19 protein-coding genes are annotated in these 23,843 nt (G+C 73.0%); 9 read left to right on the top strand and 10 right to left on the bottom strand.

What is annotated here, in order from left to right; genetic code table 11:
- Nucleotides 1-274 precede the first annotated feature (274 nt).
- The 7 genes from LIX60_RS21425 to LIX60_RS21455 all read right to left on the bottom strand — a co-directional run bounded on the left by LIX60_RS21425 (nt 275) and on the right by LIX60_RS21455 (nt 9,512).
- Complete coding sequence (locus LIX60_RS21425) at nt 275-934, bottom strand: DUF5825 family protein (RefSeq protein ID WP_227959934.1); 660 nt, start codon at nt 932-934, stop codon at nt 275-277.
- A 24-nt stretch (nt 935-958) separates the two neighbouring features.
- The gene (locus LIX60_RS21430; RefSeq protein WP_227959935.1) at nt 959-2,860 is read right to left on the bottom strand and encodes a RiPP maturation radical SAM C-methyltransferase; all 1,902 of its coding nucleotides are present in this window, start codon (nt 2,858-2,860) and stop codon (nt 959-961) included.
- Between the two features lie 303 nt (nt 2,861-3,163).
- On the bottom strand, nt 3,164-4,999 hold the full coding sequence (locus LIX60_RS21435; protein WP_227959936.1) for a prolyl oligopeptidase family serine peptidase: 1,836 nt from the start codon (nt 4,997-4,999) through the stop codon (nt 3,164-3,166).
- Nucleotides 4,996-6,252, bottom strand: coding sequence for an MFS transporter (locus LIX60_RS21440; protein ID WP_227959937.1), 1,257 nt, complete (start codon nt 6,250-6,252; stop codon nt 4,996-4,998). Before LIX60_RS21440 ends, LIX60_RS21435 begins: the two co-directional genes overlap by 4 nt.
- A 289-nt stretch (nt 6,253-6,541) precedes the next feature.
- Entirely contained in the window at nt 6,542-7,435 is an 894-nt protein-coding gene (locus tag LIX60_RS21445) for a universal stress protein (protein WP_227959938.1), read from the bottom strand.
- Between the two features lie 276 nt (nt 7,436-7,711).
- Complete coding sequence (gene gap / locus LIX60_RS21450; RefSeq protein WP_227959939.1) at nt 7,712-8,725, bottom strand: type I glyceraldehyde-3-phosphate dehydrogenase; 1,014 nt, start codon at nt 8,723-8,725, stop codon at nt 7,712-7,714.
- A gap of 175 nt (nt 8,726-8,900) precedes the next feature.
- Nucleotides 8,901-9,512, bottom strand: a complete 612-nt coding sequence (locus tag LIX60_RS21455) for a DoxX family membrane protein (protein ID WP_227959940.1) — start codon at nt 9,510-9,512, stop codon at nt 8,901-8,903.
- A 428-nt stretch (nt 9,513-9,940) separates the two neighbouring features.
- Between LIX60_RS21455 and LIX60_RS21460 the strand changes: the two genes are divergently transcribed.
- The 4 genes from LIX60_RS21460 to LIX60_RS21475 all read left to right on the top strand — a co-directional run bounded on the left by LIX60_RS21460 (nt 9,941) and on the right by LIX60_RS21475 (nt 13,528).
- Nucleotides 9,941-10,666 carry a CBS domain-containing protein gene (locus tag LIX60_RS21460; RefSeq protein ID WP_227959941.1) on the top strand — a complete coding sequence of 242 codons (726 nt, stop codon included), beginning with the start codon at nt 9,941-9,943 and terminating at the stop codon, nt 10,664-10,666.
- A gap of 89 nt (nt 10,667-10,755) precedes the next feature.
- Nucleotides 10,756-11,463, top strand: a complete 708-nt coding sequence (locus LIX60_RS21465; protein ID WP_374117891.1) for a CBS domain-containing protein — start codon at nt 10,756-10,758, stop codon at nt 11,461-11,463.
- Between the two features lie 310 nt (nt 11,464-11,773).
- Complete coding sequence (locus LIX60_RS21470) at nt 11,774-12,475, top strand: response regulator transcription factor (RefSeq protein ID WP_019706220.1); 702 nt, start codon at nt 11,774-11,776, stop codon at nt 12,473-12,475.
- Nucleotides 12,476-12,556: 81 nt separating this feature from the next.
- Nucleotides 12,557-13,528: a hypothetical protein gene (locus tag LIX60_RS21475; RefSeq protein WP_227959942.1), complete on the top strand. Its 972-nt coding sequence runs from the start codon at nt 12,557-12,559 to the stop codon at nt 13,526-13,528.
- 268 nt (nt 13,529-13,796) lie between these two features.
- Here LIX60_RS21475 and LIX60_RS21480 read toward each other — a convergent pair whose 3' ends face one another.
- Complete coding sequence (locus LIX60_RS21480; protein WP_227962854.1) at nt 13,797-14,279, bottom strand: enoyl-CoA hydratase/isomerase family protein; 483 nt, start codon at nt 14,277-14,279, stop codon at nt 13,797-13,799.
- Between the two features lie 319 nt (nt 14,280-14,598).
- On the opposite strand from LIX60_RS21480, the gene LIX60_RS21485 reads away from it, so the two are divergent.
- Together LIX60_RS21485 and LIX60_RS21490 are read left to right on the top strand one after the other, a co-directional pair.
- Entirely contained in the window at nt 14,599-15,009 is a 411-nt protein-coding gene (locus LIX60_RS21485; RefSeq protein ID WP_227959943.1) for a hypothetical protein, read from the top strand.
- Nucleotides 14,993-15,133, top strand: coding sequence for a hypothetical protein (locus LIX60_RS21490; RefSeq protein WP_227959944.1), 141 nt, complete (start codon nt 14,993-14,995; stop codon nt 15,131-15,133). The genes LIX60_RS21485 and LIX60_RS21490 overlap by 17 nt, the downstream gene beginning before the upstream one ends.
- A 221-nt stretch (nt 15,134-15,354) precedes the next feature.
- Here the strand turns inward: LIX60_RS21490 and ppdK are convergent, their stop codons facing one another.
- Complete coding sequence (gene ppdK / locus LIX60_RS21495; protein WP_227959945.1) at nt 15,355-18,087, bottom strand: pyruvate, phosphate dikinase; 2,733 nt, start codon at nt 18,085-18,087, stop codon at nt 15,355-15,357.
- A gap of 335 nt (nt 18,088-18,422) precedes the next feature.
- On the opposite strand from ppdK, the gene adhE reads away from it, so the two are divergent.
- Complete coding sequence (adhE, locus tag LIX60_RS21500) at nt 18,423-21,227, top strand: bifunctional acetaldehyde-CoA/alcohol dehydrogenase (RefSeq protein ID WP_227959946.1); 2,805 nt, start codon at nt 18,423-18,425, stop codon at nt 21,225-21,227.
- 104 nt (nt 21,228-21,331) lie between these two features.
- Nucleotides 21,332-22,231, top strand: a complete 900-nt coding sequence (locus tag LIX60_RS21505; protein WP_227959947.1) for a universal stress protein — start codon at nt 21,332-21,334, stop codon at nt 22,229-22,231.
- A gap of 188 nt (nt 22,232-22,419) precedes the next feature.
- Here the strand turns inward: LIX60_RS21505 and LIX60_RS21510 are convergent, their stop codons facing one another.
- Nucleotides 22,420-22,746, bottom strand: a complete 327-nt coding sequence (locus LIX60_RS21510; protein WP_227959948.1) for a hypothetical protein — start codon at nt 22,744-22,746, stop codon at nt 22,420-22,422.
- Between the two features lie 437 nt (nt 22,747-23,183).
- Here LIX60_RS21510 and LIX60_RS21515 point away from each other — a divergent pair, with 437 nt between their 5' ends.
- Entirely contained in the window at nt 23,184-23,621 is a 438-nt protein-coding gene (locus LIX60_RS21515) for an SPW repeat protein (RefSeq protein WP_227959949.1), read from the top strand.
- Nucleotides 23,622-23,843: the final 222 nt, after the last annotated feature.

A 23,843-nucleotide genomic window follows, 5' to 3' on the forward strand; every position in this document is an offset into this window, starting at 1 on the left:
CAGGCGGGTGGAGGAAGTCAAGGACGTGCCTCTCCTGGGCCGGACCGGGCGAGGGGACGGTAGCCGGGCCCGGCCAACAGAAGGGGAGCAGCGGGGAAACGCTTCGTGAGGTCGTCCGGGTGCCGGCGCGGACCCGGGACGGTCCGGTGTGGGGGCAGCCGGCGGGGCGGGTGCCTGCTTCCACGGGCGGGTGGTCGCGCGAGTGCCGGTGAACGGACGGACGGCCCGGCGGATCACCGCCCGCACCGGCGGCTCATCGGGGCGGACGGGGCGGTCAGATCACGAGCGGTGCCGCCGACCAGCGGCGGACCCGGTACGGGGCCCACCACAGATGGTCGCCGAAACGCAGAACGAGCTTCTCACTCATGAGGTCGTCCAGGACCGCCCGCGGGATGGCGTCTGCGCGGGCGCCGTCGGTGAGGGCCTCGATCGCCTCGTGGTACTCCGGTTCGTCGATGGTGAAGCGGCGCAGCTCGCCGTAGCGCCGGTCGCGCACCTGGACGAACCCGGGGCCGTACCGGAAGACGCATTTGCAGATGTAGTAGGTGCTGCGCCACGCGAGTGCCGTCGCGGCCGGGTCGGCGGTGCCGAGGACGGCGGTAGGCGGGTGGAGATGGCCGTAGTCGCGCCAGGCGTCGGGGTCCGGGCCGGTGTGGAGCTGCCAGTCGACCGAGATGGCCATGCTGGACAGAGCACCCACGAAGCCGAGTGCCCGGACCGACCAGGCCGCGTCGGCGGGGTCCGTCACGTCGACCGGGCGGGGGAGGGTGACGTGCCGGGCCCCGGTGGCGAAGAGCCTCCGGGCGGCCTCGCCGCCGGGGCCGTCGATCTCGTAGCGGCCCAGGGACATGCCGGGCAGTGTGCCCACCTCGGGGTCGTAGTCCCGTGCGGCGGTCACGGTGAAGGGTGCGGTGCCGGTGAGTGCTGGAGTCATCGTCGTCCCTCCGTGGGGCGGTCGTCAGGAGCTCGTCGCGGCGAGCTCGGTGTCGCGGGCGGAGGACTGCCGCATGAAGTCGATCCGCAGGTACTCCTCGTTGACCGCGGGCGGCGCGATCTGCACGAAGTGCCCGCTGTCCTCGAAGACCACACCGAGCGCCCGCCACCGCGTCAGCACCTGCCGCAGGGCGTCCTCGTCCACGTGGTGGTCCCGGCGCAGTTTGCGGGCGGCCGCCTTCACCGTGTGCGGCTGGTCGAGCAGCCGGAACAGGGCCAGCTCCAACGGGTCGGTCAGTTCCAGATGCGTCCAGTCGAAGGCACGGCGTCTGCTGACCAGGACGATCCGGTCCTCCAGATCGCAGTGGGTGAGACGGCTGCCGGAGTAGTTCCGTTTCCATTGCGAGATGCCTTCGTCGAGGCGGTCGACGACCTCCTCCCCGATCCCGCGCGGCGGCACGTCGAAGACATACGCCAGGTCGAACATCTCGGCGTCGGGGAGGTCGTAGGTGAGCCGGTACGGTTCGGCGGCGCGCAGTTCGGAGAAGCCGAGTCCGGGGTTGTCGAAGTACGGGCTGAACCGCTCGATCGCGATCCGGGAGGACGGACCCACCGGCGGGTTGAGGTGCTCCAGCGCGGGCAGTTGGGCCACCACGTCGTCGTAGTCCTCGACGTCCTCGCCGGGGAAGCCGTGCAGGTAGTTCCAGGCGACGGAGAGACCGACGGTGGCGGCGTCGCGGAGCATCCGTACGTTCTGGCCGCCGGTCACGCCCTTGTCCATCAGGGTCAGCACCCGGCTGTTGAGGCTCTCGATGCCCGGCTGGACGAAGATCAGGCCCGCGTCGGCGAGGGTTTGGAGCTGCCCCCGCCGCATGTTGGACTTGATCTCGATGTGCATGCGCAGGTCGAACCCGCTTTCGATGATGCGCGGCAGCACCGTGTTCACGTACCCCATGTCCAGGATGTTGTCGACGACGTACATGTCCAGAACCCGGTGCTTGCGGGCCAGTTCGATGATCTCGTCGTAGAACACGTCCGGGCTCTTGCTGCGGAACTGCATGAACGAGCCGTTCAGCCCGCAGAAGGTGCAGTGGTGCTTCTCGCCCCACCAGCAGCCCCGGGCGCCCTCGACCACCAGCTTGGGCTCGACCCAGTGCCGCGCGTGGGAGGAGGCGAGCCGCTCGAAGTACCCGGAGTAGTCGGGCGGCAGGATCGAGGCGGGCGGCAGCGGTGTGGTGCTCATGGCGTTGACCACGGAGGCGCCGTCCGCGTCGCGCCGGCACAGCCCGGGTACCTCGGACAGCGGCTCGCCGGCGTCCAGCGCCCTGAGCAGTGCGGGGAACGAGAGCTCACCCTCGCCGCGCACGACGTGGTCGACGAAGGGGAAGTTGCGGTGGGTGGATTCGCCCTGTTTGCCGTCGCAGTTGGCGCCGCCCATGGCCGTCACGATGTGCGGGGCGAGGCGCTTGACGTACTTGGCGGCCGCCAGGGCGGCGGTGTTCTGCTGGAACGTCGAGGTGAAACCGACCACGTCCGGGGCGAGTTCGACGATGCGCTCGGCGATGTACCGGACGAAATCCGGCGCGGTCGCGTGCAGCGCCTTCGTCATCTCCATCCGGTCCCCGCGTACCCGGTCGCTCATGGCCTCGGTGAACTCGGGAACCCGCCACTGGGGGTCGTCGTAAAGGGCGGAGGAGAACACCCAGTCGCCGCAGCCCAGGAAATAGGAGCCGAGCGCGTAGTAGGAGTAGTCCTCCAGGGAGAATTCGGTGTTCTTGGTGATCCAGTCCACGTATTCGATATTGGCGTGGAGAACGTCCGCCGTTCCGTTCGGGACGCGCTCGTCGACACTGCGCTTGAGAATTCCGAGAGCCAGCGACGGGAGATCGATCGGGGCCCAGGGCATGTTCACCAGGAGTACGCGCATGGCTGGCCTCTTCTCGTGTGATCAGTGCACGGAGTCGGTCATCTGTCCGGCCGGGCCGGGGGAGTCGCAGGCGCCGGACCGGGTGCCGGACCGGGCACCGGGCCGGGAATCCGCCCGGGGACCGGTCCGGTCCGGCCGGGGCCGGTCGCGCACAGGGTGCGGGGCCGGCCCCCTGGTGCTACTTCTCCTCGTCCTCCATCTCTTCCGCGGAGCGGAGGTAGATGACGACGCCGACGCCCGGCTTGCGGCTCTCCGCGTCGCCCTCGAGCGGGTCGCCGTGGATGATGTCCTTCTGCATGATGTTCACCTCCTCTCCGGGTTCGGGGACGGCCCGACCTGCACGGGCGCCGAAGGCAGCCCGCGGCCGAGAAAACTGAGGGACCGCTGGATGACGGCGAGGTGGTCGGCGCCGTCGTAGCCGTCGTGGCCGGAGTCCAGCCACATCAGCTCGTGGGCCACACCGCCCGCGCGCAGCACGGCCAGGTACGCCTCGACCTGTTCCGGCGGGCACTTGGCGTCCCGCCGCGCGGCCACGATCAGCAGCGGGGAACGGATGGCGGCCGCGTACGAGGACGGGGAGGCGTGGGCGTAGGCGTCGGGCACCTGGTCCGGAGTGCCGCCGAACAGCGCGGTGTCCAGCGCCTGGAGGGCGGGCGTGGAGTGCCGGAAGGCCGTGGCGCAGTCGGCGAGCGGTTTGACGGCCACCCCGGCGTTCCACAGGTCCGGACGGGTTCCCATGGCCAGCAGCGTCAGATAGCCGCCCCACGATGTGCCGCACAGGCCCACGGCGCCCTCGCTGCCGATGCCCCGGTCCAGCAGCTCGGCCCGGGCCCGCACCAGGTCGGCGACCTGGGTGTGGCCGACGCCCTCGGAGTGGGCGGAGCGCCAGCGCGGCCCGTAGCCGGTCGATCCCCGGTAGTTGACGCGGGCCACGGCGAAACCCGAGCAGACGAGGGCCTGCACCATGGGGTCGTAGGCGTCCCGGTCGTGGTCGGCCGGGCCGCCGTGGACGAGCAGGACGAGCGGGTACGGCGCGGGCCGGTCGGCGGGTGTGGTGACGAAGGTGTGCACCGGGCCGTCGGGCCCGGGTGTCCACAGGTCCTGGCGGTGGCCGAACCGGGGGAGGCGCCATTGGCTCTGCCCGGGCAGCGGCGCACCCGACAGGGACAGCGCGCGCGGCACGTTCACCGCGTCCGTCCAGATGAAGTGCACGTCACCGTCGGCGGCCGGGGCCGCGTCCAGGATGCTGCCCTCCGGGGTGGGCACCGGGGTCAGCACGCGGCGGTCCAGGTCGGCGGTGAACAGCCGGCTCCGGCCGTGCCGGTCCTGCCGGAGCAGCACTCGCGCGCTGCCCGGGCCGGGGTACCAGCGGGCGGTGGTCTCGGTGTCGAAGGAGCACCAGGGCAGCAGCTCCAGTCCGCGGCCGGGGGCCCAGGTGCCGAGGTGGTAGCGGCCGGCCCGCTCACGCATGACCAGCAGCAGGGTGCGGCCGGGCCCGGGGACCGGCGTGGGACCGGGTGACGGCGCGGGCACGGGCGCGAAACCGAGCGCCCAGGTGCGTCCCCCGGTGCCGGAGAGCACCGCGACGGTGGTCCCGTCCGGGGTCAGCAGCGTCACGGCGCGGGCGGAATGCGCGGGTCCGGACACCGCCAGCAGCCCGCCGTCCGGGGCCAGGTCGCACAGGGTGCCGGAATCCGCCCCGCGCAGGACGGCCGTGCCACGGCCGCCGCGCCGCCCCATGTGGACGCTGAGTCCCCCGGGGCTCCGGATACCGATGGCCACCGTGCCTCCGGCCGTCAGCGCCAGTCCGGCGGGCTGCCCGTGCTCCACCCCGGCCAGCGCCGGACGGTCCGGGCCGCCGTCGAAGTCCTGGGTGCGCCAGCCGCCGCTGCCGTCACGGTCCTCGTCGAACCACCACACGGCCTCGTCGTCGTCGATGGCGCACAGCAGCGTGCCGTGCGGACGGTCCGTCAACTGCCGTTCGGCGCCGGTGGAGCGGTCCCACGCGAAGATCTCGCACCGGCCGTCGGCGTCCCCGGTGTACACCATCCGGTCCGGGTTCCGGGGGCTGGTCACCGGCAGCACCGGCCGGTAGACGCCGTAGGCGCGCGTGGCCGCCTTCGGCCGGGGCCGCGTCACGGCGCCTCCCGGACCACGAGCCCGGCCCTGGCGGTCGCGTACAGCGCCAGCCCGGCGAACGCGCCCGCGCAGCCCAGCGCCACCGCACGGCCCCCGTACGCCGTCACCAGGACCCCCGCCGCCACGGGCGCGAGCACCGCGACGCCCTGGCCGGCGGTGCCCAGCACCGTCCCCATCCGGGCCAGCAGCCGGTCGGGGGTGACCAGCACCGCCCGGGTCTGCAGCACGACCACCACGGACGGCACGATCAACGACACCCCGCTCAACAGCAGTCCGTACGCCCAGGTCCGGGACGCGAACGCAAGCCCGGCCGCCGTCGGCACCATGGCCCATGACGCGCCCGTCACGATCCGGGCGGCCGGAACCCGCCGCACCAGCCACGGCGCGGCAAGCGCGCCCAGCAGCCCGCCGACGCCCGCCAGGGTGAGGATGAGCCCGATCGAGGAGGGGCTGGTGCCCCGGGCGTGGGAGGCGAACACGGCGTGGAAGTACAGCGCGCCGAGCAGCGCGTTGATCCCGGCGGTCCACACCACCACAAAGCGCAGGAAAGGCTCGGCGCACACGAAGCGCAGCCCCTCGGCGAGGTCACGGGTGAACGATGCGGCCGGGCCCTCCCGTCCGGGCGTCAGGTCCGTGCGGATCGCCTTGCTCAACACCGCCACCAGCAGGAACGATGCCGCGTCCGCGAGCAGTGGGACCCACCGCGCCAGTTGGTACAGCACGCCGCCCAGCGTCGGCCCGACGATCTGCACCGCCTGGTCCCGCGCCTGCAGGTACCCGATCGCCCGGGTGTACCCCTCGGGCGGCACCAGCCGCCGGATCGTCCCGGAGGCCGCCGCCCCGTAGGTGGCGCTGGCCGCCTGCTCGACCACGGCCGCGACGAGTATGTGGACGAGGACGACGTGGCCGAGGGCCACGGTCACGAACACCGATCCCATGGCGCCCGCCGCCGTCAGGGCAGCCGCGTACATCATCGGCTTGCGCGGCCACCGGTCGGCGAAAACGCCCGCGACCGGCGAGACCACCAGTCCGCTGACCAGTGCCACCGACGCGACGAGTCCGGCGAGCCCGGCCGGATATCCGGCGCCCAGCAGGATCAGCGGAAGAAAGAGGGAGGACGCACAGGTGCCGAGACCGTCGATGGCGCCCGCCGTCCAGAAAAGCCAGAAATCCCGTCTACGGAACGGCGGCGAGGACGGGGCTTTGGATAAGAGAGGACCGGAGGGTCTTAATCCTTCCTCGGCCTCTTCCATCAAGAATCCTGAGCGGAGGGGATTGCTGAGATAAACGCACCCACAATACCCCCTGCGATAAGCGGACTTATGGCCGTTGCGGTGCACGATCGTAGCGAACGGTGACGCTCGTCACAACACCTCCGTTCGAATGGAATTCTTGATCAAGGAACGCGGTTTCGAGGGTGCCGGGCAATTGATCTACGCGCGTGCGCCTGAGGGGCGCGGGCGGGCCGCGCGGACACGCGGCCCGCCGGCCGGTCCCCGTGATCCGGGACCGGCCGGCGGGCCGTTGCTGTCGCCGCGAGCCTCAGTCGTGCGGGACGACCGCGACCGGGACGGAGCAGTGGTGCAGCACCGCGTGGGCGACGGCGCCGAGGTGGGTGCCGATCGGCGAGCGGCGGATGCGGCGGCCGATGACCACCAGGGAGGCGTCGCAGCCCGACTCCAGCAGGTGGTCGGCCGGCTTGCCGATGACCGCCTGCGCCTCGACCTCGACCCCGGGGAACTTCTGCCGCCAGGTGCGCAGGATGTCGGCGAGCTGTGCGGACCGCCGCTCGCCGAGCTCCGCCTCCAGGTCGGCGGACTGGGGCAGGTCGCCGTGGGGCGCCACGCTCCAGCCGTGCACCACGCGCAGCCGGGTGTCGCGCCGTGCGGCGGCGTCGAAGGCGAACTCCAGCAGTTCGTCGCTGGGCGAGGACAGGTCCAGTCCGAGGACCACGTCCTTGTACGGGGTGGCGGCGGAGGCGCGGCCCGCCGGGTCCGGCCGGTGCTCGTCGCCCGCCTGCTCCCCGGCCCGGACCAGGACGACCGGCCGGCGTGCGTGGGCGGCGGTGGAGAGCCCGACCGAGCCCACCAGGAAGCCGGTCAGCCCCTTGAGACCGCGGGAGCCGAGGACCAGCAGCTCGGACTCGTCCGCGACCAACGGCAGCACCTCCACCGGGTGGCCGCGGAGCTGGTCCCTGGTGATCTCCAGGTCCGGGTGGCGGGCGGCGAGTTCTTCGGTGGCCTCGCGCGGGATGCGCTCGGCCCAGTGGCGCTGGACCTCGGGGCCGCTGCTCGGCGGGAGCGGGTACGGCAGCGGCTCCCAGGCGTGGACGACGCGCAGCGGCAGTCCGCGGAGCTCAGCCTCGCGGGCCGCCCAGTCGGCGGCTGCGATGCTCTCGCGGGAGCCGTCGAGACCGAGGGTGACGGGACGGGACATGGTGGCTACCTCCAGGATTCGAACGCCGCGGTGACGTCCTTGCTTCGCTTACATACTCACAGGTAGGAAACGGCTGTTGGAGGGCCGCAGGTCCCGTATGCGGACCGGCGGTCCCGGAACGCGCCGGGCCCTTCCGCGCCGGGCTGGGGCGGGGAAGGGCGGGTGGGGCGGGCGTGGCCGGTGATCCGTTGATCCGGTGGTGCCGTACGGCCGGGCGGGGCCGGCGGCGCTCGCCGGGTCGGCCCGCACGGGTGCGCCCCGGTGCGGCGCGGCCGGTCAGAGCCGGGCGGCCACGTACTCCGTGAGGTCCAGCAGCCGGTTGCTGTAGCCCCACTCGTTGTCGTACCAGCCGAAGACCTTGACCAGTTCGCCGTGCGCCTGGGTGAGCGGGGCGTCCACGACACAGGAGGCCGGGTCGCCGACGATGTCGCGGGAGACGATCGGCGCGGTGCTCACCCGCAGCACGCCCTTCAGCGCGCCCTCGGCCGCCTCGGCGAAGGCCTCGTTGATCTCCTCGGTGGTGGTCTCGCGGCGCAGCACCAGCGCGAGGTCGGTGAGCGAGCCGTCCTCGACGGGGACGCGGACGGCGATGCCGTCCAGGGCGCCGGCCAGCTCGGGCAGGACCAGGCCGACGGCGCGGGCGGCGCCGGTGGACGTCGGGATGATGCTCACGGCGGCCGTGCGGGCGCGGCGCAGGTCCTTGTGCGGACTGTCCAGCACGGACTGGTCGTTGGTGTAGCCGTGGATGGTCGTCATCAGCCCCTTGACGATGCCGAACCGCTCGTGGAGCACCTTCACCATCGGCACCACGCAGTTGGTGGTGCAGGAGGCGTTGGAGACGATCTCGTGCCGCTCCGGGTCGTAGTCCGTCTCGTTGACGCCCATGACGATCGTGGCGTCCACGTCCTTGCCGGGCGCGGAGAGCAGCACCTTGCGGGCGCCGGCCTTGAGGTGGCGGGCGATCTCCTCGCGGGTGCGGAAGCGGCCGGTGGCCTCGATCACGATGTCCACGCCGTGCTCCGCCCAGGCCAGTTCGGCCGGGTCGCGCTCGGCGGTGACGGCGATCCTGTGGCCGTCCACGGTGATCGAGTCGGCGTCGTGCGAGACGGCGCGGCCGAGCCGCCCGTAGGTGGAGTCGTACTCCAGGAGGTGCGCGAGGGTCGCCGTGGGCGCGATGTCGTTGATCGCCACCACCTCGACCGGTGTGGTGTCGTCCGTGCGCCCCAGGGCGCTGCGCAGATAGTTGCGCCCGATGCGGCCGAATCCGTTGATGCCTACCCGTACGGTCATGTCCGTTCCTCCGGAACGTGTGCTGGCGGATGCGTGGTGACGGCGGTGCGGGCGCCGCGTGCGGGGCCCGGGGCGGGGCGCGGGACCGGGCGCGGGACCGGGCCCGGACATCCGGCCGGGCCGGCGGTGCTGGGCGCCGGCCCGGTCGGGGTTTCCCTGTCGCGGCTCATGGGGTTCAGAGGAGCCAGCGGTTCTTGCGGACGATGGGCAGTTCCGCCCACTTGCGGCCCAGGCCCCAGGTGTTGCCGGCGTAGGCGGCGGCGAGGGCGATCAGGACCAGCGCGTAGATCAGGTGGTAGTCGGCCACGGGGTTGGTCGACATGCTCGGCTCGCCGTTCGACAGGTGTTGTGCCAGTGGCCATTCGGCCGCCCACATCAGCATCATCATCAGGGACCCGGCGGCCGCGGTCAGCCGCAGTGCCACACCGCTGAGGAGCGCCACGCCGATGCCCAGCAGGCCGAGCATGAACAGCCAGTTCGCCCAGCCGGCGCCGGCGATGTCGTGGAAGGTGGACTCCAGCGGTCCGACGGCCACGTGGCTCAGGAAGCCCTCGGTGGGCGATCCGCCGTCGATCCAGCCCTTGCCCGCGGGGGTGGCGTAGCCCCACCCGAAGGTCTTGTCGAGGAAGGCCCAGAGGAAGACGAAGCCGGTCACGATCCGGACGATCGCGAAGGCCTTCGCGCCGGCCGGGGTCATCACCGCGCCGTGCTCCGGGGCGGTCTGGGCCGCACGCTGGGACGGGACCTGCATGCTGCGGTTCAGACGGGGTTCCTGCATGACGGCCATGACGGGCTCCTTCACTCGGGGTGGACCCTTTCGGGTGTCTCCCGTCCGGTGGCTCCCGGTCGGGGTGACGCTTTAACCATGGCGCTTCGGACCGGTGTGCGACCGGTGCCGAAAGACCGCCTCGTACGGGCCCAACGGCCCCCGTTTCCCGGGCCCCTTGGACGCCGGGCGGGCCGGGCCGGGAAAGGTCCCGGGTGAGGCCCGCGCGGGGGCGCCGTACGGCCCGGGCCCCGGTGGGCCGAACGGCCCCGTCACCGGCCCGGGCAGCCCCTGTGAAGTGCGGGGGCCCGGGCGGATCGTGGAATCGCGACCCGTGGCCGCGCCGCCCGTACCGGTACACCGCCGGCAGCGGGCGGGCGGGACGAGCCGGACGAAGGAACCCACGCACCGGACCGGCCCGCACAGGACCGGGGGATGAGGAGATGGCCATGAAGCAGCGGAAGGTCGGCAGCGTGATGACGGACGACGTCGTCCGGGTCGTCCGCACCACCCCGTTCAAGGACATCGCGGCCCTGCTCGACGAGCACCGCATCAGCGGGGTGCCCGTCGTGGACGACGACGAGAAGGTCATCGGCGTGATCTCCGAGACGGACCTCATGGCCCGGCAGACCGAGCAGACGGACCCGGGGGAGCGGCGCCACCGCTTCCGGATCACCCCTGCCGCGTACCGGACCGCCGCCAAGGCCCGCGCGCGGACGGCCGGCGAACTGATGTCCTCCCCGGCGGTCACCGTGCGCGCGGAGAGTTCCATCGCGGAGGCGGCCCGCATCCTGGCCAAGTACCGCGTCGAACGGCTGCCGGTGATCGACGAGGAGGACCGGCTGGTCGGCATCGTCACCCGCCGCGACCTGCTCCAGGTCTTCCTCCGGCCGGACGAGGAGATCCGCGCCGAGGTGATCGACGAGGTGCTGGTCCGCACCCTGTGGCTGGTGCCGCAGGCCGTCAAGGTCACCGTCACCGACGGCGTCGTCACGCTGGAGGGCGAGCTGGAGCGCAGCAGCGAGGTGCCCGTCGCCGTCCGGATGACCGGGCAGATCGACGGCGTCGTCTCCGTGGTGGACCGGCTGACCTCCCGCTACGACGACTCCCGGCTGCGGCCGGCCGAGGCGTCGACCGCGCAGGGCACCGTCGACGACTGGCTGCGCAGCCTCTGATGGCCAGGGCCCTCGGGCTCCCGGAATCCCGGGCTTCCCGCATCCGTAGCCGTCGCACACCCGAGCGCCACACCGACCGAGGAGAAGCCGTGCAGAGCGGAGAGCACATCGTCAATGACGTGATGACGCACACGGTCATCGGCGTCGGCCGGGACGCTCCCTTCAAGGAGATCGTCCGGACCATGCTGGAGTGGGAGATCAGCGCCCTGCCCGTGCTGGCCGAGGACGGCCGGGTCATCGGCGTGGTCTCCGAGGCCGATCTGCTGCCGAAGGAGGAGTTCCGCAGGCTCTGTCCGCCCGGTCTGGACGATCCCGAGCGCCGGCGCGACGTGGTGAAGGCCGAGGCGTACACCGCCGGGGAGCTGATGACGTCCCCCGCCGTCACCGTGCGGGCGGGCGCCACCCTCGCCGAGGCCGCGCGGATCATGGCGCTGCGCAAGGTCAAACGGCTGCCGGTGACCGACCCCGGGGGCATGCTCGCCGGAGTCGTCAGCCGGGGAGACCTGCTGAAGGTCTTCCTCCGCTCCGACGAGGACATCGAGGAGGAGGTGCGCCGCGAGGTGACCGGCCCGCTCTTCGGCGCCTCGGCGGCCGTGGAGGTGCGGGTGCGGGAGGGCATGGTGGTCCTCGCCGGACGCATCCCCGACTGCGCCCTGGTCCCGGTCGCCGCCCGGCTGACCCGCGCGGTGGCCGGTGTGGTGGACGTGGAGTGCGCCTTCGCCGGGCCCGAGCCGTGCCCGCCGGTCCCCCGGCCGGCCATCCCGCCGCTCGCCGTCGGGGGTGTGCCGGAGGCCTGACCCCGGGGCCGCCGGCGCACCGCGCCCGCCGAAGCACCGCGCCCGCCGGCGCCGCGCCCGCCCGGGGCACGTGCGCGGACCGGTCCCCGGCCGGATCCGGGTCAGGAGGATCCGTCCGGGGACCGGCGTGTCCCGGCGGGCCGGCGGGCCGGCGCGGGCCCCGGCGGGGCGCCATCGGGCCGTCCCCCGGGGGTCCCGCCGAGCCGGTGACCAACGGACGGCACCACAGGGACCGTTCGGCCCTAACCGGCAGGTCCCCGGCGGCGTGACGATCGGTGGAGCGACGGTTCACCACTCCCCGAGGGACACCATGGCCGAGGAACGCGAGGCAGCACCGGAGAAGCCCATCAGGGTCTTCCTGCTCGACGACCACGAGGTCGTCCGGCGCGGAGTCCAGGACCTGCTGGAGTCGGAGCCGGACATCAACGTCGTCGGCGAGGCGGTGACCGCCGAGCAGGCGCTCGTCCGCGGCCCCGCGCTCCGGCCCGACGTCGCCGTGCTCGACGTACGCCTGCCCGACGGGAACGGCATCGCCGTCTGCCGCGAGCTGCGCGACCGGATGCCGGACCTGGCCTGCCTGATGCTCACCTCCTTCGACGACGACGAGGCGCTGCTCGACGCCATCATGGCCGGCGCCTCCGGATACGTCCTCAAGCAGATCACCGGCCTCGACCTGGTCTCCGCCGTCCGCACCGTGGCCTCCGGTCAGTCCATGCTCGACCCCGCCACCACCGCCCGGCTGATGACCAGCCTGCGCGGCGAGGACGACGAGGCGGCGGCCCGGGACGAGGTGCTGGCCGACCTGTCCCCGCGGGAACGCGAGATCCTCGGCCTCATCGGCGAGGGACTGACCAACCGCGAGATCGGCCGGCGGCTCTACCTCTCCGAGAAGACCGTCAAGAACCACATCTCCCGGCTGCTCGCCAAGCTCGGCGTGGAACGCCGGATCCAGGCCGCCGTCCTGGCCACCCAGGCGGCCCCGCAGCCGTCCCTGCAACACGGCACCTGCTGAAAACCGGGCCCGGACGGGACCCGGACGGCGCGTTTTCCACGGCGCGGGCATCCCACGCCGGGCACCGGGAGGACTGACGACATGACGACCACCGCCCCGCCGGACACGGCCACCCTGGAGAAGCTGATCTCCGCCTCCGTGGCCGCACCCTCGATGTACAACACCCAGCCCTGGCGCTACCGGCTGGACACCGCCACCGACACCGTGGAGATCCGCGCCGCGGCGGAGCGGGCGCTGCGCCACGCCGACCCGGTCGGCCGCGCGCTGCACGTGTCCGTCGGCGCGGCCCTGTTCAACCTGCGCGTCGCCGCCGCCCACCTCGGCTGGGAACCGGTGGTCCGTCTGCTGCCGCGCCCCGGCGAGCCCGACCTGCTGGCCGCCGTGCGCCTGGCCGGCCAGCCCCTCCGGGGCAGCCACCGCCCGGACCTCTACGAAGCCCTGTGGCACCGGCACAGCAGCCGCTTCCCGTACTCCGCGCACCCCCTGCCGACCCGGCTCCCGGCCGAACTCACCGAGGCCGCGCACGCCGAGGGCGTGCTGCTCTCCTTCCCCGGCCCGAGCGAGACCACCCGGCTGCTGCGCGTCACCGCGGAGGGCGAGCGCCGCAACACCCACGACCAGGTCCGGCGCGCGGAGAGCCGCCGCTGGATACGGGAGGGGGCGGTGGACGGGATGCCCGGTTCCGTCCTGGGCCCGCAGGACGCCACGGGTCAGCTGCCGATGAGGGACTTCGCCGGCCTGCGTCCCGCCAGCGGCCGTCCGACCGCCGTGTTCGAACGGCGCCCGGTCATCGCCGTCCTCTCCACCACCCACGACCGCCGGGCCGACTGGCTGCGCGCCGGGCAGGCCCTCGAACACGTGCTGCTGGTCGCCACCGCCGAGGGCGTCCGGGCGTCCATGCTCCACCAGGGCCTGGAGTACCCGGACCTGCGCTGGGCCCTCGGAGACGGCCGCGGCCGGCCCCGCCACGTCCAGATGCTGATCCGCCTCGGCTACGGCCCCACCGGCCCGGCCACCCCGCGCCGCCCGGTCCGCATGGTCCGCGACCGCTGACGGACGGCCCTGCCGGGCCCTGGACAAGCCGGCCCTCCCACGGCCCCGGATCGCGCCGACAGGCCCGGTCCTCCCCCGAACGGCGGCGGCCCCGGCCGCACCGGGCCGCCGCCCCGCCCGTGCTCCTCCGGCACGGGACCCCGCGCCCCGGACGCCTCCGCCAGTCCGGGGCGCGGGCCGTGGTTCGGGGTGCGGGATCCGGGCGCGTCGGGCCGAACGAGGGCCGGGCTGGCGAAGCCGGACCACGGGGCCGCGCGGGTGCGGGGCGTCACCAGATCCTGCGTGCGCCCGCGTCCGCGATCAGGGAGCGGATCGGGATGAGTTCCTTCGACGCGACGGTGCTCAGCATCTGCTGGGACAGGTGGAAGCCGAAGTCCTCGGCGACAAGCTTCTTCCACGGCCGCGCGAGGATGTTGTGGGTCGCCCAGCGCGCGAAGCGGGGACGCTGCATGATGAACTCGGCCAGCTCCCATGCGCGGTCCAGGAGCTGTTCGCGGGGGAGTACGTCGCTGACGATGCCGAACTCGAGGGCGGTCCTCGCCGGGATCGGCTTGCCTCCGTAGATGTGGTAGGCGGCCCGTTTGGTACCCATGAGCGCCTGCAGGACGAGGGCCTGCCCGTCGCCGGGGGCGCTGCCGGCCAGGAAGTGCGGGTCCATGAAGTCCGCCTCCTCCACGGCGAGTGTGATGTCGCAGAGCAGGGCGAACTCGGTGTGGATACCGGGTCCGTTCACCGCCGCGATGGTGGGGATGTCGAGGTTGCCCGTACAACCTCGCGGCTTTCGCGTTCCTGTGCGTCATTCTGGCCGCCAGCCGGAATGGGACGGCCCTCGGGTTCGGAGACCGGTCGGCCCCCGAGGAACACAGGCCCTCCGCGCGGTTGTCCACCTCCGAGCCGGAGTTGGCACCGGAGCCGCCGGGCGTTGGCCCGGACGCGCCGTACCGGGCCGGCGGCGGCTCCGGGATGCTGGGGTAGAGGTCGCTGGTCGGAGGGTCTGATCTGCGGGCAGGACGATGACGGCGCGGTGGGGTCGGGGCGGTGGGTTCCGGCGTGTCGAGGAAGGGGCATTCGTGTTGAGCGCGGTCGCCGAGTTGGAGGCGGTTCTGCCGGGCCTGCGTCGGCTGCGGCCCGCCCGGCGCAGGGATGTTGACTGGCGGGAGGTCGTCCGCGAGTTGGGTATGGATCTGCCGAGCGACTACAAAGCGCTGAGCGAGGCGTACCCGAGCTTCTCCGTCGGCGACTTCCTGCTCGTGACGGCGGCCGATCCGGGGCAGGAGGCGCAATTCGCGGAGAGCCAGCTGCGGGCCCTGGACGTGTTGGAGGACTTGGCCGAGGCGGGTATGTCGAACGGGTACGTCCCCTTATCCGCAGCCGGGAGGGCTTCTGCACTGTGCGGAGTCGAGTTCGGGCGACATTTTCTACTGGCGCACGGGGGATCCGGACCCGGATGCCTGGCCCGTGGTGGTGAGCACCAGGAATGACGACTGGTGGGAGTACAAGAAGGGCCTCGTCTCCCTGCTGGCCGGGCTGATCTCGGGTGAAGTGCCCCCATGGGGGCTGCCGGACCCGTTCCTCGGCAGTGAGGCCGACGTAAGGCTGGTGTGACGGTGCGGCAGAGCCACCGGTTTGGTTCGTTGCGTGGCGATGTCCGGTGACGGCCTGACAACGGCGACCGCTCCCCCGGCCCCCGCCCACCCATGCCCGTACCCGGCCCCGACATACCGGGTCCGGGCGCGGGGGAGGGCGGCCGACTGCGGGTGGGGCGGTGGGCCGGGCCCGGCTGCCCCGGGGTTCGGGGTTCGGGGTCCGGGCCCGGCCGCCGCTCGTCACTTCGTCGTGTCGGTCCCGTCGTCCGGGATCGCGGCGCGGCCGGCCTCCAGGCGGGCCACCGGGACGCGGAAGGGGGAGCAGGACACGTAGTCCAGTCCGGCGCCGTGGAAGAAGTGGACCGAGTCCGGGTCGCCGCCGTGCTCGCCGCAGACGCCGATCTTCAGGTCCGGGCGGGCGGCGCGGCCCTCGGCGACCGCGATCTCCACCAGCCGGCCCACGCCCTCCCGGTCGAGGGTCTCGAACGGGGAGACCGGGAAGATGCCCTTCTCCAGGTAGGCGGAGAAGAACTCGGCCTCGACGTCGTCCCGGGAGAAGCCCCAGGTGGTCTGGGTCAGGTCGTTCGTCCCGAAGGAGAAGAACTCCGCGGCCTCGGCGATCCGGCCCGCGGTGAGCGCGGCCCGGGGCAGTTCGATCATCGTGCCGATCGGGAGGTCCACGGTCACGCCTGAGGTCTTGGAGACCTCGGCGAGAACGTGCTCGGCCTCCTCGCGGACCAGGCTCAGTTCCTTGACGGTGTCCACGAGCGGCACCATGATCTCCGCGCGCGGGTCGCCGCCGGCCCGCTTCCGTTCCACCACCGCCTCGGCGATGGCCCGCACCTGCATGGCGAAGAGTCCGGGGACGACGAGGCCCAGGCGCACTCCGCGCAGGCCCAGCATCGGGTTCTCCTCGTGCATCCGGTTGACGGCGGCCAGCAGTTCGACGTCGTGCGGCTCCGGGGTCTCCCCGCGCGCCACGGTCGAGGCGACGCGCACCGAGAGCTCCGTGCGGTCGGGCAGGAACTCGTGGAGCGGCGGGTCGAGCAGCCGGATGGTGACCGGCAGGCCGTCCATCGCGGCGAGGATTCCGGTGAAGTCCTCCCGCTGGAGCGGCAGCAGGGCCGCCAGCGCCGCGTCGCGCTCCTCGTCCGTGGTGGCGAGGATCATCGACTCCACCAGCTTGCGGCGGTCGCCGAGGAACATGTGCTCGGTGCGGCAGAGGCCGATGCCCTGGGCGCCGAACCGGCGGGCCCGCTCGGCGTCCTCGGGGGTGTCGGCGTTGGCCCGAACCTGGAGGCGGCGTACGGAGTCCGCGCGCCGGATGATGCGGTCCACGGCCGCGACGACGGGCGCGGAGTCCTCTCCGGCAGCGGTGGCGGCGGCAGCGGTGGCGTCCTCGGCGATCCGTCCGCCGTCCTCGAAGTACCGCATGACGACCGAGTCGATGAGCGGGGCCGCTCCGAGGAGCACCGTGCCGGCCGAGCCGTCCACGGAGATCTCGGTGCCCTCGGTCACCGTGGTGCCGTTGGTGGTGAACCGCCGGGCCTCGACGTCGACCGTCAGCTCCTCGGCGCCGCAGACGCAGACCTTGCCCATGCCGCGGGCGACGACCGCCGCGTGGCTGGTCTTGCCGCCGCGGCTGGTGAGAATGGCCTGCGCGGCGATCATGCCGGGCAGGTCGTCCGGGGTGGTCTCCTGCCGGACGAGGACGACCTTCTCGCCGGCCGCCGCGCGCCGCACCGCCTCGGCGGAGTCGAACACCGCGACGCCGACGGCGGCACCGGGCGAGGCCGGGATGCCGTGCGCGAGCGTGGCGCCGACCGCCTCGGTGTCGAAGCGGGGGAACATCAGCCGGGCGAGCCGGTCGCCGGAGACCCGCGCCAGCGCCTCGTCCTCGCTGACCATCCCCTCGTCGGCCAGCTCGGAGGCGATGGCGAAGGCGGCCTCGGCGGTGCGCTTGCCGACCCGGGTCTGCAGCATCCAGAGCGTGCCGCGCTCGATGGTGAACTCGATGTCGCACAGGTCGCGGTAGTGGTCCTCCAGCGTCTGGAGGTACTCGCGCAGCTGTGCGTACGAGGTGGGGTCGGTCCGCCCCAGGTCCTCCAGGGGGACGGTGTTGCGGATGCCGGCGACGACGTCCTCGCCCTGCGCGTTGGCCAGGTAGTCGCCGTAGATGCCGGGGCGCCCGGTGGCCGGGTCGCGGGTGAAGGCGACACCGCTGCCGGAGTCGGGGCCGAGGTTGCCGAAGACCATCCGCTGTACGTTGACGGCGGTGCCCAGGTCGTCGGAGATGTGCTCGCGCCGGCGGTAGATGCGGGCGCGCTCGCCGTTCCAGGAGTCGAAGACGGCGCGGATCGCCCGCTGCAGCTGCTCCTCCGGCTCCTGCGGGAACTCCTCGCCCGTCTCGCGGCGGATGATCTCCTTGTACGTCCCGGTGAGTCCGGTCAGGTCGGCGGCGTCCAGGTGCAGGTCGTCCGAGGCGCCCCGCCGCTCCTTGAGCTCGGCCAGGGCGGCTTCGAACAGAGCGCTGTCGACGCCCATCACGGTGCTGCCGAACATCTGGATGAGGCGGCGGTAGGAGTCCCAGGCGAAGCGCTCCTGCCCGGAGACCTCCGCGAGCCCCAGCACGGAGCGGTCGTTGAGGCCGATGTCGAGGATGGTCTCCATCATGCCGGGCATGGAGAAGCGGGCCCCGGAGCGCACGGAGAGCAGCAGCGGGTCGTCCGCCTGCCCCAGCCGCCGTCCGGCCGACCGTTCGAGGGCCGCCAGGCTCTCCGCCACCTCGATCCCCAGGCCCTCCGGCTCGGAGCCGGTGGCGAGGAAGGCCCGGCAGGCCTCGGTGGTGACGGTGAAGCCGGGCGGCACGGGCAGGCCCATCCGGGTCATCTCCGCCAGGTTGGCGCCCTTGCCGCCGAGCAGGCCGGCCATGTCGCGGCCGCCCTCGGTGAAGTCGTACACGTAACGGACCATGGTGGGGCCTCTTCCTTGGTGAGGACGTGCCTCCACGGTCGCCCGGAACACCGGCGCCCGACAGGTCCCTGTCGTCCCGCGCGGGGGACCGATCGGCCCAAGGGTCCCGCCGCCCCGGCGGTCCCGGCCGGGACCCGGCCCGGGGTCCCGGTCGTACCCCGGTTTTGGAGCCCCATCGGCCTGCCGCGGCGGGACCTTCGGGACCTGTGGACGGCCCCGTCACTGCGGAAGTCTGATGGACGAGGGGCGGCAACCAGCCCCCGGGACACGGCCCCACCGGACCGAGCCCCGCGATCCGCAACGGTCACGCGACCCCACGACGGAGGCTCACCGCAATGACCCGACACGACGCCGGCACCCGGCCCGCCGCGAAGCCCGCCAAGCCCGCGAAGTCCGCCAAGCCCGCGCAGTCCGACCTTCCCGCCCAGCCGGCCCCCGCCGGCGGCGCGGTCACCGGCCCGGCCTCCCGCGGCGCGGCGGACAGCGGCGCGGCGGCCGGCGGCGCGGCCACCGGCAGCAACGCCTCCGGCGAACGGAACGCCGCCGTCGACCAGTTGGTGACCAACGGCCTCAAGGCCCTCGCCGCGTACGAGCACCTGACCCAGGAACAGATCGACCACATCGTCGCCAAGGCCTCGGTGGCCGCCCTCGACAAGCACACCCAGCTCGCGCGGATGGCCGTCGACGAGACCGGCCGCGGAGTCTTCGAGGACAAGGCCGCGAAGAACATGTTCGCCTGCGAGCACGTCACCCACAGCATGGCCAAGACCAAGACCGTGGGCGTCATCAGCCGCGACGACATCGAGGACATCGTCGAGATCGCCGAGCCCGTGGGCGTGGTCGCCGCCGTCACTCCCGTCACCAACCCGACCTCCACCACCATCTTCAAGGCGCTGCTCGCGCTCAAGACCCGCAACCCGGTGGTCTTCGCCTTCCACCCCAGCGCCCAGCGGTGCAGCGCCGAGGCTGCGCGCGTCGTGCGGGACGCGGCGGTGGCGGCGGGCGCCCCGGAGCACTGCGTGCAGTGGATCGAGAAGCCGTCCATCGAGGGCACCGCCGCGCTGATGCACCACGACGGCGTCGCGATGATCCTGGCCACCGGCGGCAACAGCATGGTCAAGGCGGCCTACTCGGCCGGCAAGCCCGCGCTGGGCGTCGGCGCCGGCAACGTCCCCGCGTATGTGCACCGCAGTGCCGTGCTGCGCCGGGCCGTCAACGACGTCGTCCTCTCCAAGGCGTTCGACAACGGCATGATCTGCGCCTCCGAGCAGGCCGTCATTCTGGACGAGGAGATCTACGAGGCCGCGCTCGCGGAGTTCGCGAAGCTGCACGCCCACCGCGCCACCGCGGACGAGAAGCGGAAGCTGGAGGCGTTCCTCTTCCCCACCGGCGCCGACGGCGGCGAGGGCTGCGAGGCCAAGGTCAACCCGGCCGTCGTGGGCCAGAGCCCGGCGTGGATCGCCGAGCGGGCCGGCTTCACCGTGCCGGCGGAGACCTCCGTCATCCTCGTCGAGGCCGACCACGTCGGTCCGGACGAGCCGCTGACCCGCGAGAAGCTCTGCCCCGTGCTGGCGGTGCTGCGCGCCGGCTCCACCGAACAGGGCTTCGACCTGGCGGCGGCGATGGTCGCCTTCCACGGCCAGGGCCACAGCGCCGTCATCCACGCCGCCGACGAGGAGCTGGCCGAGGCCTACGGCCGCCGGATGAAGACCGTCCGCGTCATCGTCAACGCGCCCTCCTCGCACGGCGCCATCGGCGGCATCTACAACAGCCTGCTGCCGTCGCTGACCCTCGGCTGCGGCTCCTGGGGCTCGACCTCCGTCTCGAACAACGTCTCGGCCGCCAACCTCCTCAACATCAAGCGCATGAGCACCCGTCACAACAACCTGCAGTGGTTCAAGGTGCCGCCGAAGATCTACTTCGAGCCGCAGGCCATCCGCTACCTGGCCTCCATGCCGGACGTCCACCGGATCACCGTCGTCACCGACGCCACCATGACCCGCCTCGGCTACGTCGACCGGATCAACCGCGTGCTGCAGCGCCGCCCGCAGCCGGTCACCGTCCAGGTCATCGACGACGTGGAGCCCGAGCCCAGCATCGACTCCGTGCACCGCGGCGCCGCCCTGATGCGGGACTTCAAGCCGGACACCATCATCGCCCTGGGCGGCGGCTCCCCGATGGACGCGGCCAAGGTGATGTGGCTGCTCTACGAACAGCCGGACATCGACTTCGCCGACATGCGGCAGAAGTTCTCCGACATCCGCAAGCGGGCCTTCCGCTTCCCGGTCCTCGGCGAGCGCGCCCGCCTGGTGTGCGTGCCGACCACCTCCGGGACCGGCGCGGAGGTCACCCCGTTCGCCGTCATCTCCGACCCGGCGACCGGCCGCAAGTACCCGCTGGCCGACTACGCGCTGACCCCCAGCGTCGCCATCGTCGACCCGCTGCTCACCGCCGACCTGCCGCCGGCGCTGGCCGCCGACAGCGGCTTCGACGCCCTCACCCACGCCACCGAGGCCTATGTCTCCGTCTACGCCAACGACTTCACCGACGGCCCCGCCCTGCACGCCATCAAGCTCATCTTCGAGAACCTCGAACAGGCCGTGAACAACCGGGCCGCCAGCCCGGAGGCCCGGGAGCGGGTGCACAACGCGGGCACCATCGCCGGCATGGCGTTCGGCAACGCCTTCCTCGGCATCGTCCACGCCATGGCGCACACCCTGGGCGCCACCTTCCACGTCGCGCACGGCCGCACCAACGCGATCCTGCTGCCGCACGTCATCCGCTACAACGGCACCGTGCCGACCAAGCTCACCAGCTGGCCCAAGTACGAGAGCTACCGGGCACCGGAGCGCTTCCAGGAGATCGCCCGCGCCCTGGGCCTGCCCGCCGCCACCCCCGCCGAGGGTGTCGAGTCCTACGCCACCGCGGTCGAACGGCTGCGCGACGCGGCCGGCATCGAACCGTCCTTCAAGGCCGCCGGCGTCGACGAGACCGCCTTCCTGGAGGCCCTGCCGCAGCAGGCGCTCAACGCCTACGAGGACCAGTGCGCACCGGCCAACCCGCGTATGCCGATGCTCGACGACATGCAGGCCATCATGCGCGCCGCCTACTACGGCGACCGGGTCCCGGCCGCCGGATAGCCCGGGCGGCCCGGCCGGGGACGGCGCCGTCCGCCCCCGGCCGGGACCGGCCCGACCACCACCGCTGCACGGCAGCACCGTATTGATCACTCGGGAGGAATGTCATGACTGCCACCGGCAAGAACGAGGACACCCGCGGCCGTGTCGTGGTCGGCTTCGACGGTTCGGAGCCGTCGTTCCGCGCCCTCGACCGCGCCGCCGAGGAGGCCGTCCGGCGCGGCACCGCGCTGGAGGTCCTGTGCGGCTGGCCGTGGAACCCGCCGCCGCTGCCCGGCGAGACCCCGCACGAGCCGCCGACCCTCGCCGAGGAGACCCAGGCCATGGTGGGCCAGGCGGTGGAGAAGGTCCGCGCGGCCCACCCCGGACTGGAGGTCATACCCGTGACCACCAGCGAGGCGGTCGTGCCGGCCCTGGTGCGGCACAGCGAGACCGCCGCCCTGACGGTGCTCGGCACCCGCGGCCACGGCGGCTTCACCGGGCTGCTGCTCGGCTCGGTCAGCCTCCGCGTCGCCGCGCACTCCGCGAGCCCGCTGATGGTCGTCCGGGGCGAGGCCGCGGACGGTGCCGCCCACGGCAGGGTGCTGGTCGGCGTGGAGTCCGACCAGGACGGCGACGCGGTGCGCTTCGCTTTCGAGGAGGCGTCCCGGCGCGGAGCCCGGCTGCGGGCCCTGCACGCCTGGCTGTACCCCGCGCTGCCGACCGGCGCGTACATGGGCGCCTTCGACGTGCCGCCGAAGGAGGGCGACGAGCGCCGCAAGGAGGCCGAGGCACTGCCCCGCTACGAGGTGGCGCCGTTCCGGAAGGACTTCCCGGACGTGGAGGTCATCCCGGACAACGAGTGCAACGCGGCGGCCCCCGCGCTGGTCGAGGCCAGCCGCACGGCCGACCTGATCGTGCTCGCCACCCACCGCACCCACCGTCACCTCGGTCTGCAGCTCGGCCCGGTCACCCAGGCGGTGCTGCACCACGCGCACTGCCCGGTCGTCCTGGTCCCGACGGACTGAGGCCACACCGGCCGCGACGGCTGGGGCACCGGCGGAACCGCGACCGGAGAAGGGAGCGCATGACGGAAGGGAAGGACGGGCATCCGAACCGCGAGGCGGGCAGCGGTGGTCCTCGTCACCGCGCCCGACCGCGTCCCACGGCCGCCGTGCCCCGCGCACGGCGGCCGCAGCCGTGCCGGTGGCTCAGTTCAGTGCCCGGCCGGCTCCGGCTGTCCGGACTGTTCCGCGCGGTCGAACCAGCCGTCCTCCGCCCCGGCCTCCGGGGTGCCGTCCCCGGCTTCCCGGGCTCCGGCCTCCCGGGCTCCGGAGGCTCCCTCCTCCCGGGCGCCGTCCCCGGGCTGCTCCGCCCGCCCGTGCTCCACGGCGTGGCGGTCCAGGCGCAGATCGCTCCAGTCGAGCGCCGCGCTCGCGGCGCGCCGTGTCTCCCGGGCGGCGTCCCGGGTCGCGGCGAGCACATCACCGTGCTCCTCGACGAGGAGCTGGTAGATCGGGGGGTTCGCGGTTGCCGTGGCCACGGTGGTGTTCCTTCGCTGTCGACGAGGTGCGAGGCGGCCGTGAGGCGCGGACCGTCGGTGGTCCGGCCGCGGTGGGCCGAGAGCGCGCGTACCCGTCACCCGCACGGACATGCCACACCCGGCTCCCCGTACCCCCGCACACCACCGGCCACGCCTCCAACTCGCCCGTGCCGCCGACCGATAGGGCCCCGGGTGAGTCGTGTCACAGGACGGCCGGCCGGACGGGCGGACGGGCGGACGGCCGCGCGTCGCCGCACGGAACGGGGGAGAAGCGGGCGCGCTGCGTGACACCCCGGACACGGCCCCGTCCGAAACCGTTCGCCGGCCCCCCCCGCGGCCCCGCCCCGATCCGGTGGACATGCCGTGTTTGGCCGGGAACCCCACGGTTACGTCGTGAGTAGTAGGCACTTCAGACGAAAGGGAAGGAGGGGTTCCAGGTGACTGCACAGACATCGTCGAGCATCGCCCAGCACCCCGACATCATGGCCCTGCAGGCCCGGTCCGAGCAGGCGGTGGCCTCACCGGTCGCTCAGGCGGTCGAGGCCCTGAGCCTGCTGACCGGTCTCTTCATCGCCGCCTCGCCCTGGATCGTGGGATTCAGCGGCCTGACGGCCCTGACGGTGACCAACCTCATCGCGGGTCTGGCCTTCGTTCTCCTGGCGCGCGGCATGGGCGGTGACGCCTATGACCGCACGCACGGCATGAGCTGGGCCATGGCCGGTATCGGTCTGTGGACCGTTGTCGCACCCTGGGTCATCGCCGGAGACGTGTCGACCTTCAGGACGATCACGACGAACATCATCGCTGGTGGCGTCGCGGCACTCCTGGGCTTCGCCACCGCGGCCATGGCGGGACGCGGCCGGCGGCGCGCGTAACCAACCGGCGGCCTGATCGGCCCCGGGTTCCCGTCCCGGGCCCCTTCCCGATCGACCGGATCGAACATCTCTCGGGGCGTGGCGCTCACGGCGTCACGCCCCTTCACGTGTGCCCGCACCGCGCCGGGCGGGGGCCGATGTCCCCGGGCCGCGACTCGTCCAACTGGTGGCGACCGGCTGGCCGAGGCGCCCGGCGGGCGCGACATTGGAACCCGAGCGCGC

Source organism: Streptomyces sp. S07_1.15 (assembly GCF_020739505.1).
GTDB classification, from domain to species: domain Bacteria; phylum Actinomycetota; class Actinomycetes; order Streptomycetales; family Streptomycetaceae; genus Streptomyces; species Streptomyces xinghaiensis.

Bases quoted from the DNA above. Each gene is read 5' to 3' on its own strand.
- gap (WP_227959939.1), bottom strand. From the start codon at position 8,725: ATGACCGTACGGGTAGGCATCAACGGATTCGGCCGCATCGGGCGCAAC.
- LIX60_RS21475 (WP_227959942.1), top strand. From the start codon at position 12,557: ATGACGACCACCGCCCCGCCGGACACGGCCACCCTGGAGAAGCTGATC.
- LIX60_RS21470 (WP_019706220.1), top strand. From the start codon at position 11,774: ATGGCCGAGGAACGCGAGGCAGCACCGGAGAAGCCCATCAGGGTCTTC.
- LIX60_RS21505 (WP_227959947.1), top strand. From the start codon at position 21,332: ATGACTGCCACCGGCAAGAACGAGGACACCCGCGGCCGTGTCGTGGTC.
- LIX60_RS21460 (WP_227959941.1), top strand. From the start codon at position 9,941: ATGAAGCAGCGGAAGGTCGGCAGCGTGATGACGGACGACGTCGTCCGG.
- LIX60_RS21440 (WP_227959937.1), bottom strand. From the start codon at position 6,252: ATGGAAGAGGCCGAGGAAGGATTAAGACCCTCCGGTCCTCTCTTATCC.
- LIX60_RS21445 (WP_227959938.1), bottom strand. From the start codon at position 7,435: ATGTCCCGTCCCGTCACCCTCGGTCTCGACGGCTCCCGCGAGAGCATC.
- ppdK (WP_227959945.1), bottom strand. From the start codon at position 18,087: ATGGTCCGTTACGTGTACGACTTCACCGAGGGCGGCCGCGACATGGCC.
- LIX60_RS21430 (WP_227959935.1), bottom strand. From the start codon at position 2,860: ATGCGCGTACTCCTGGTGAACATGCCCTGGGCCCCGATCGATCTCCCG.
- LIX60_RS21425 (WP_227959934.1), bottom strand. From the start codon at position 934: ATGACTCCAGCACTCACCGGCACCGCACCCTTCACCGTGACCGCCGCA.
- LIX60_RS21455 (WP_227959940.1), bottom strand. From the start codon at position 9,512: ATGGCCGTCATGCAGGAACCCCGTCTGAACCGCAGCATGCAGGTCCCG.
- adhE (WP_227959946.1), top strand. From the start codon at position 18,423: ATGACCCGACACGACGCCGGCACCCGGCCCGCCGCGAAGCCCGCCAAG.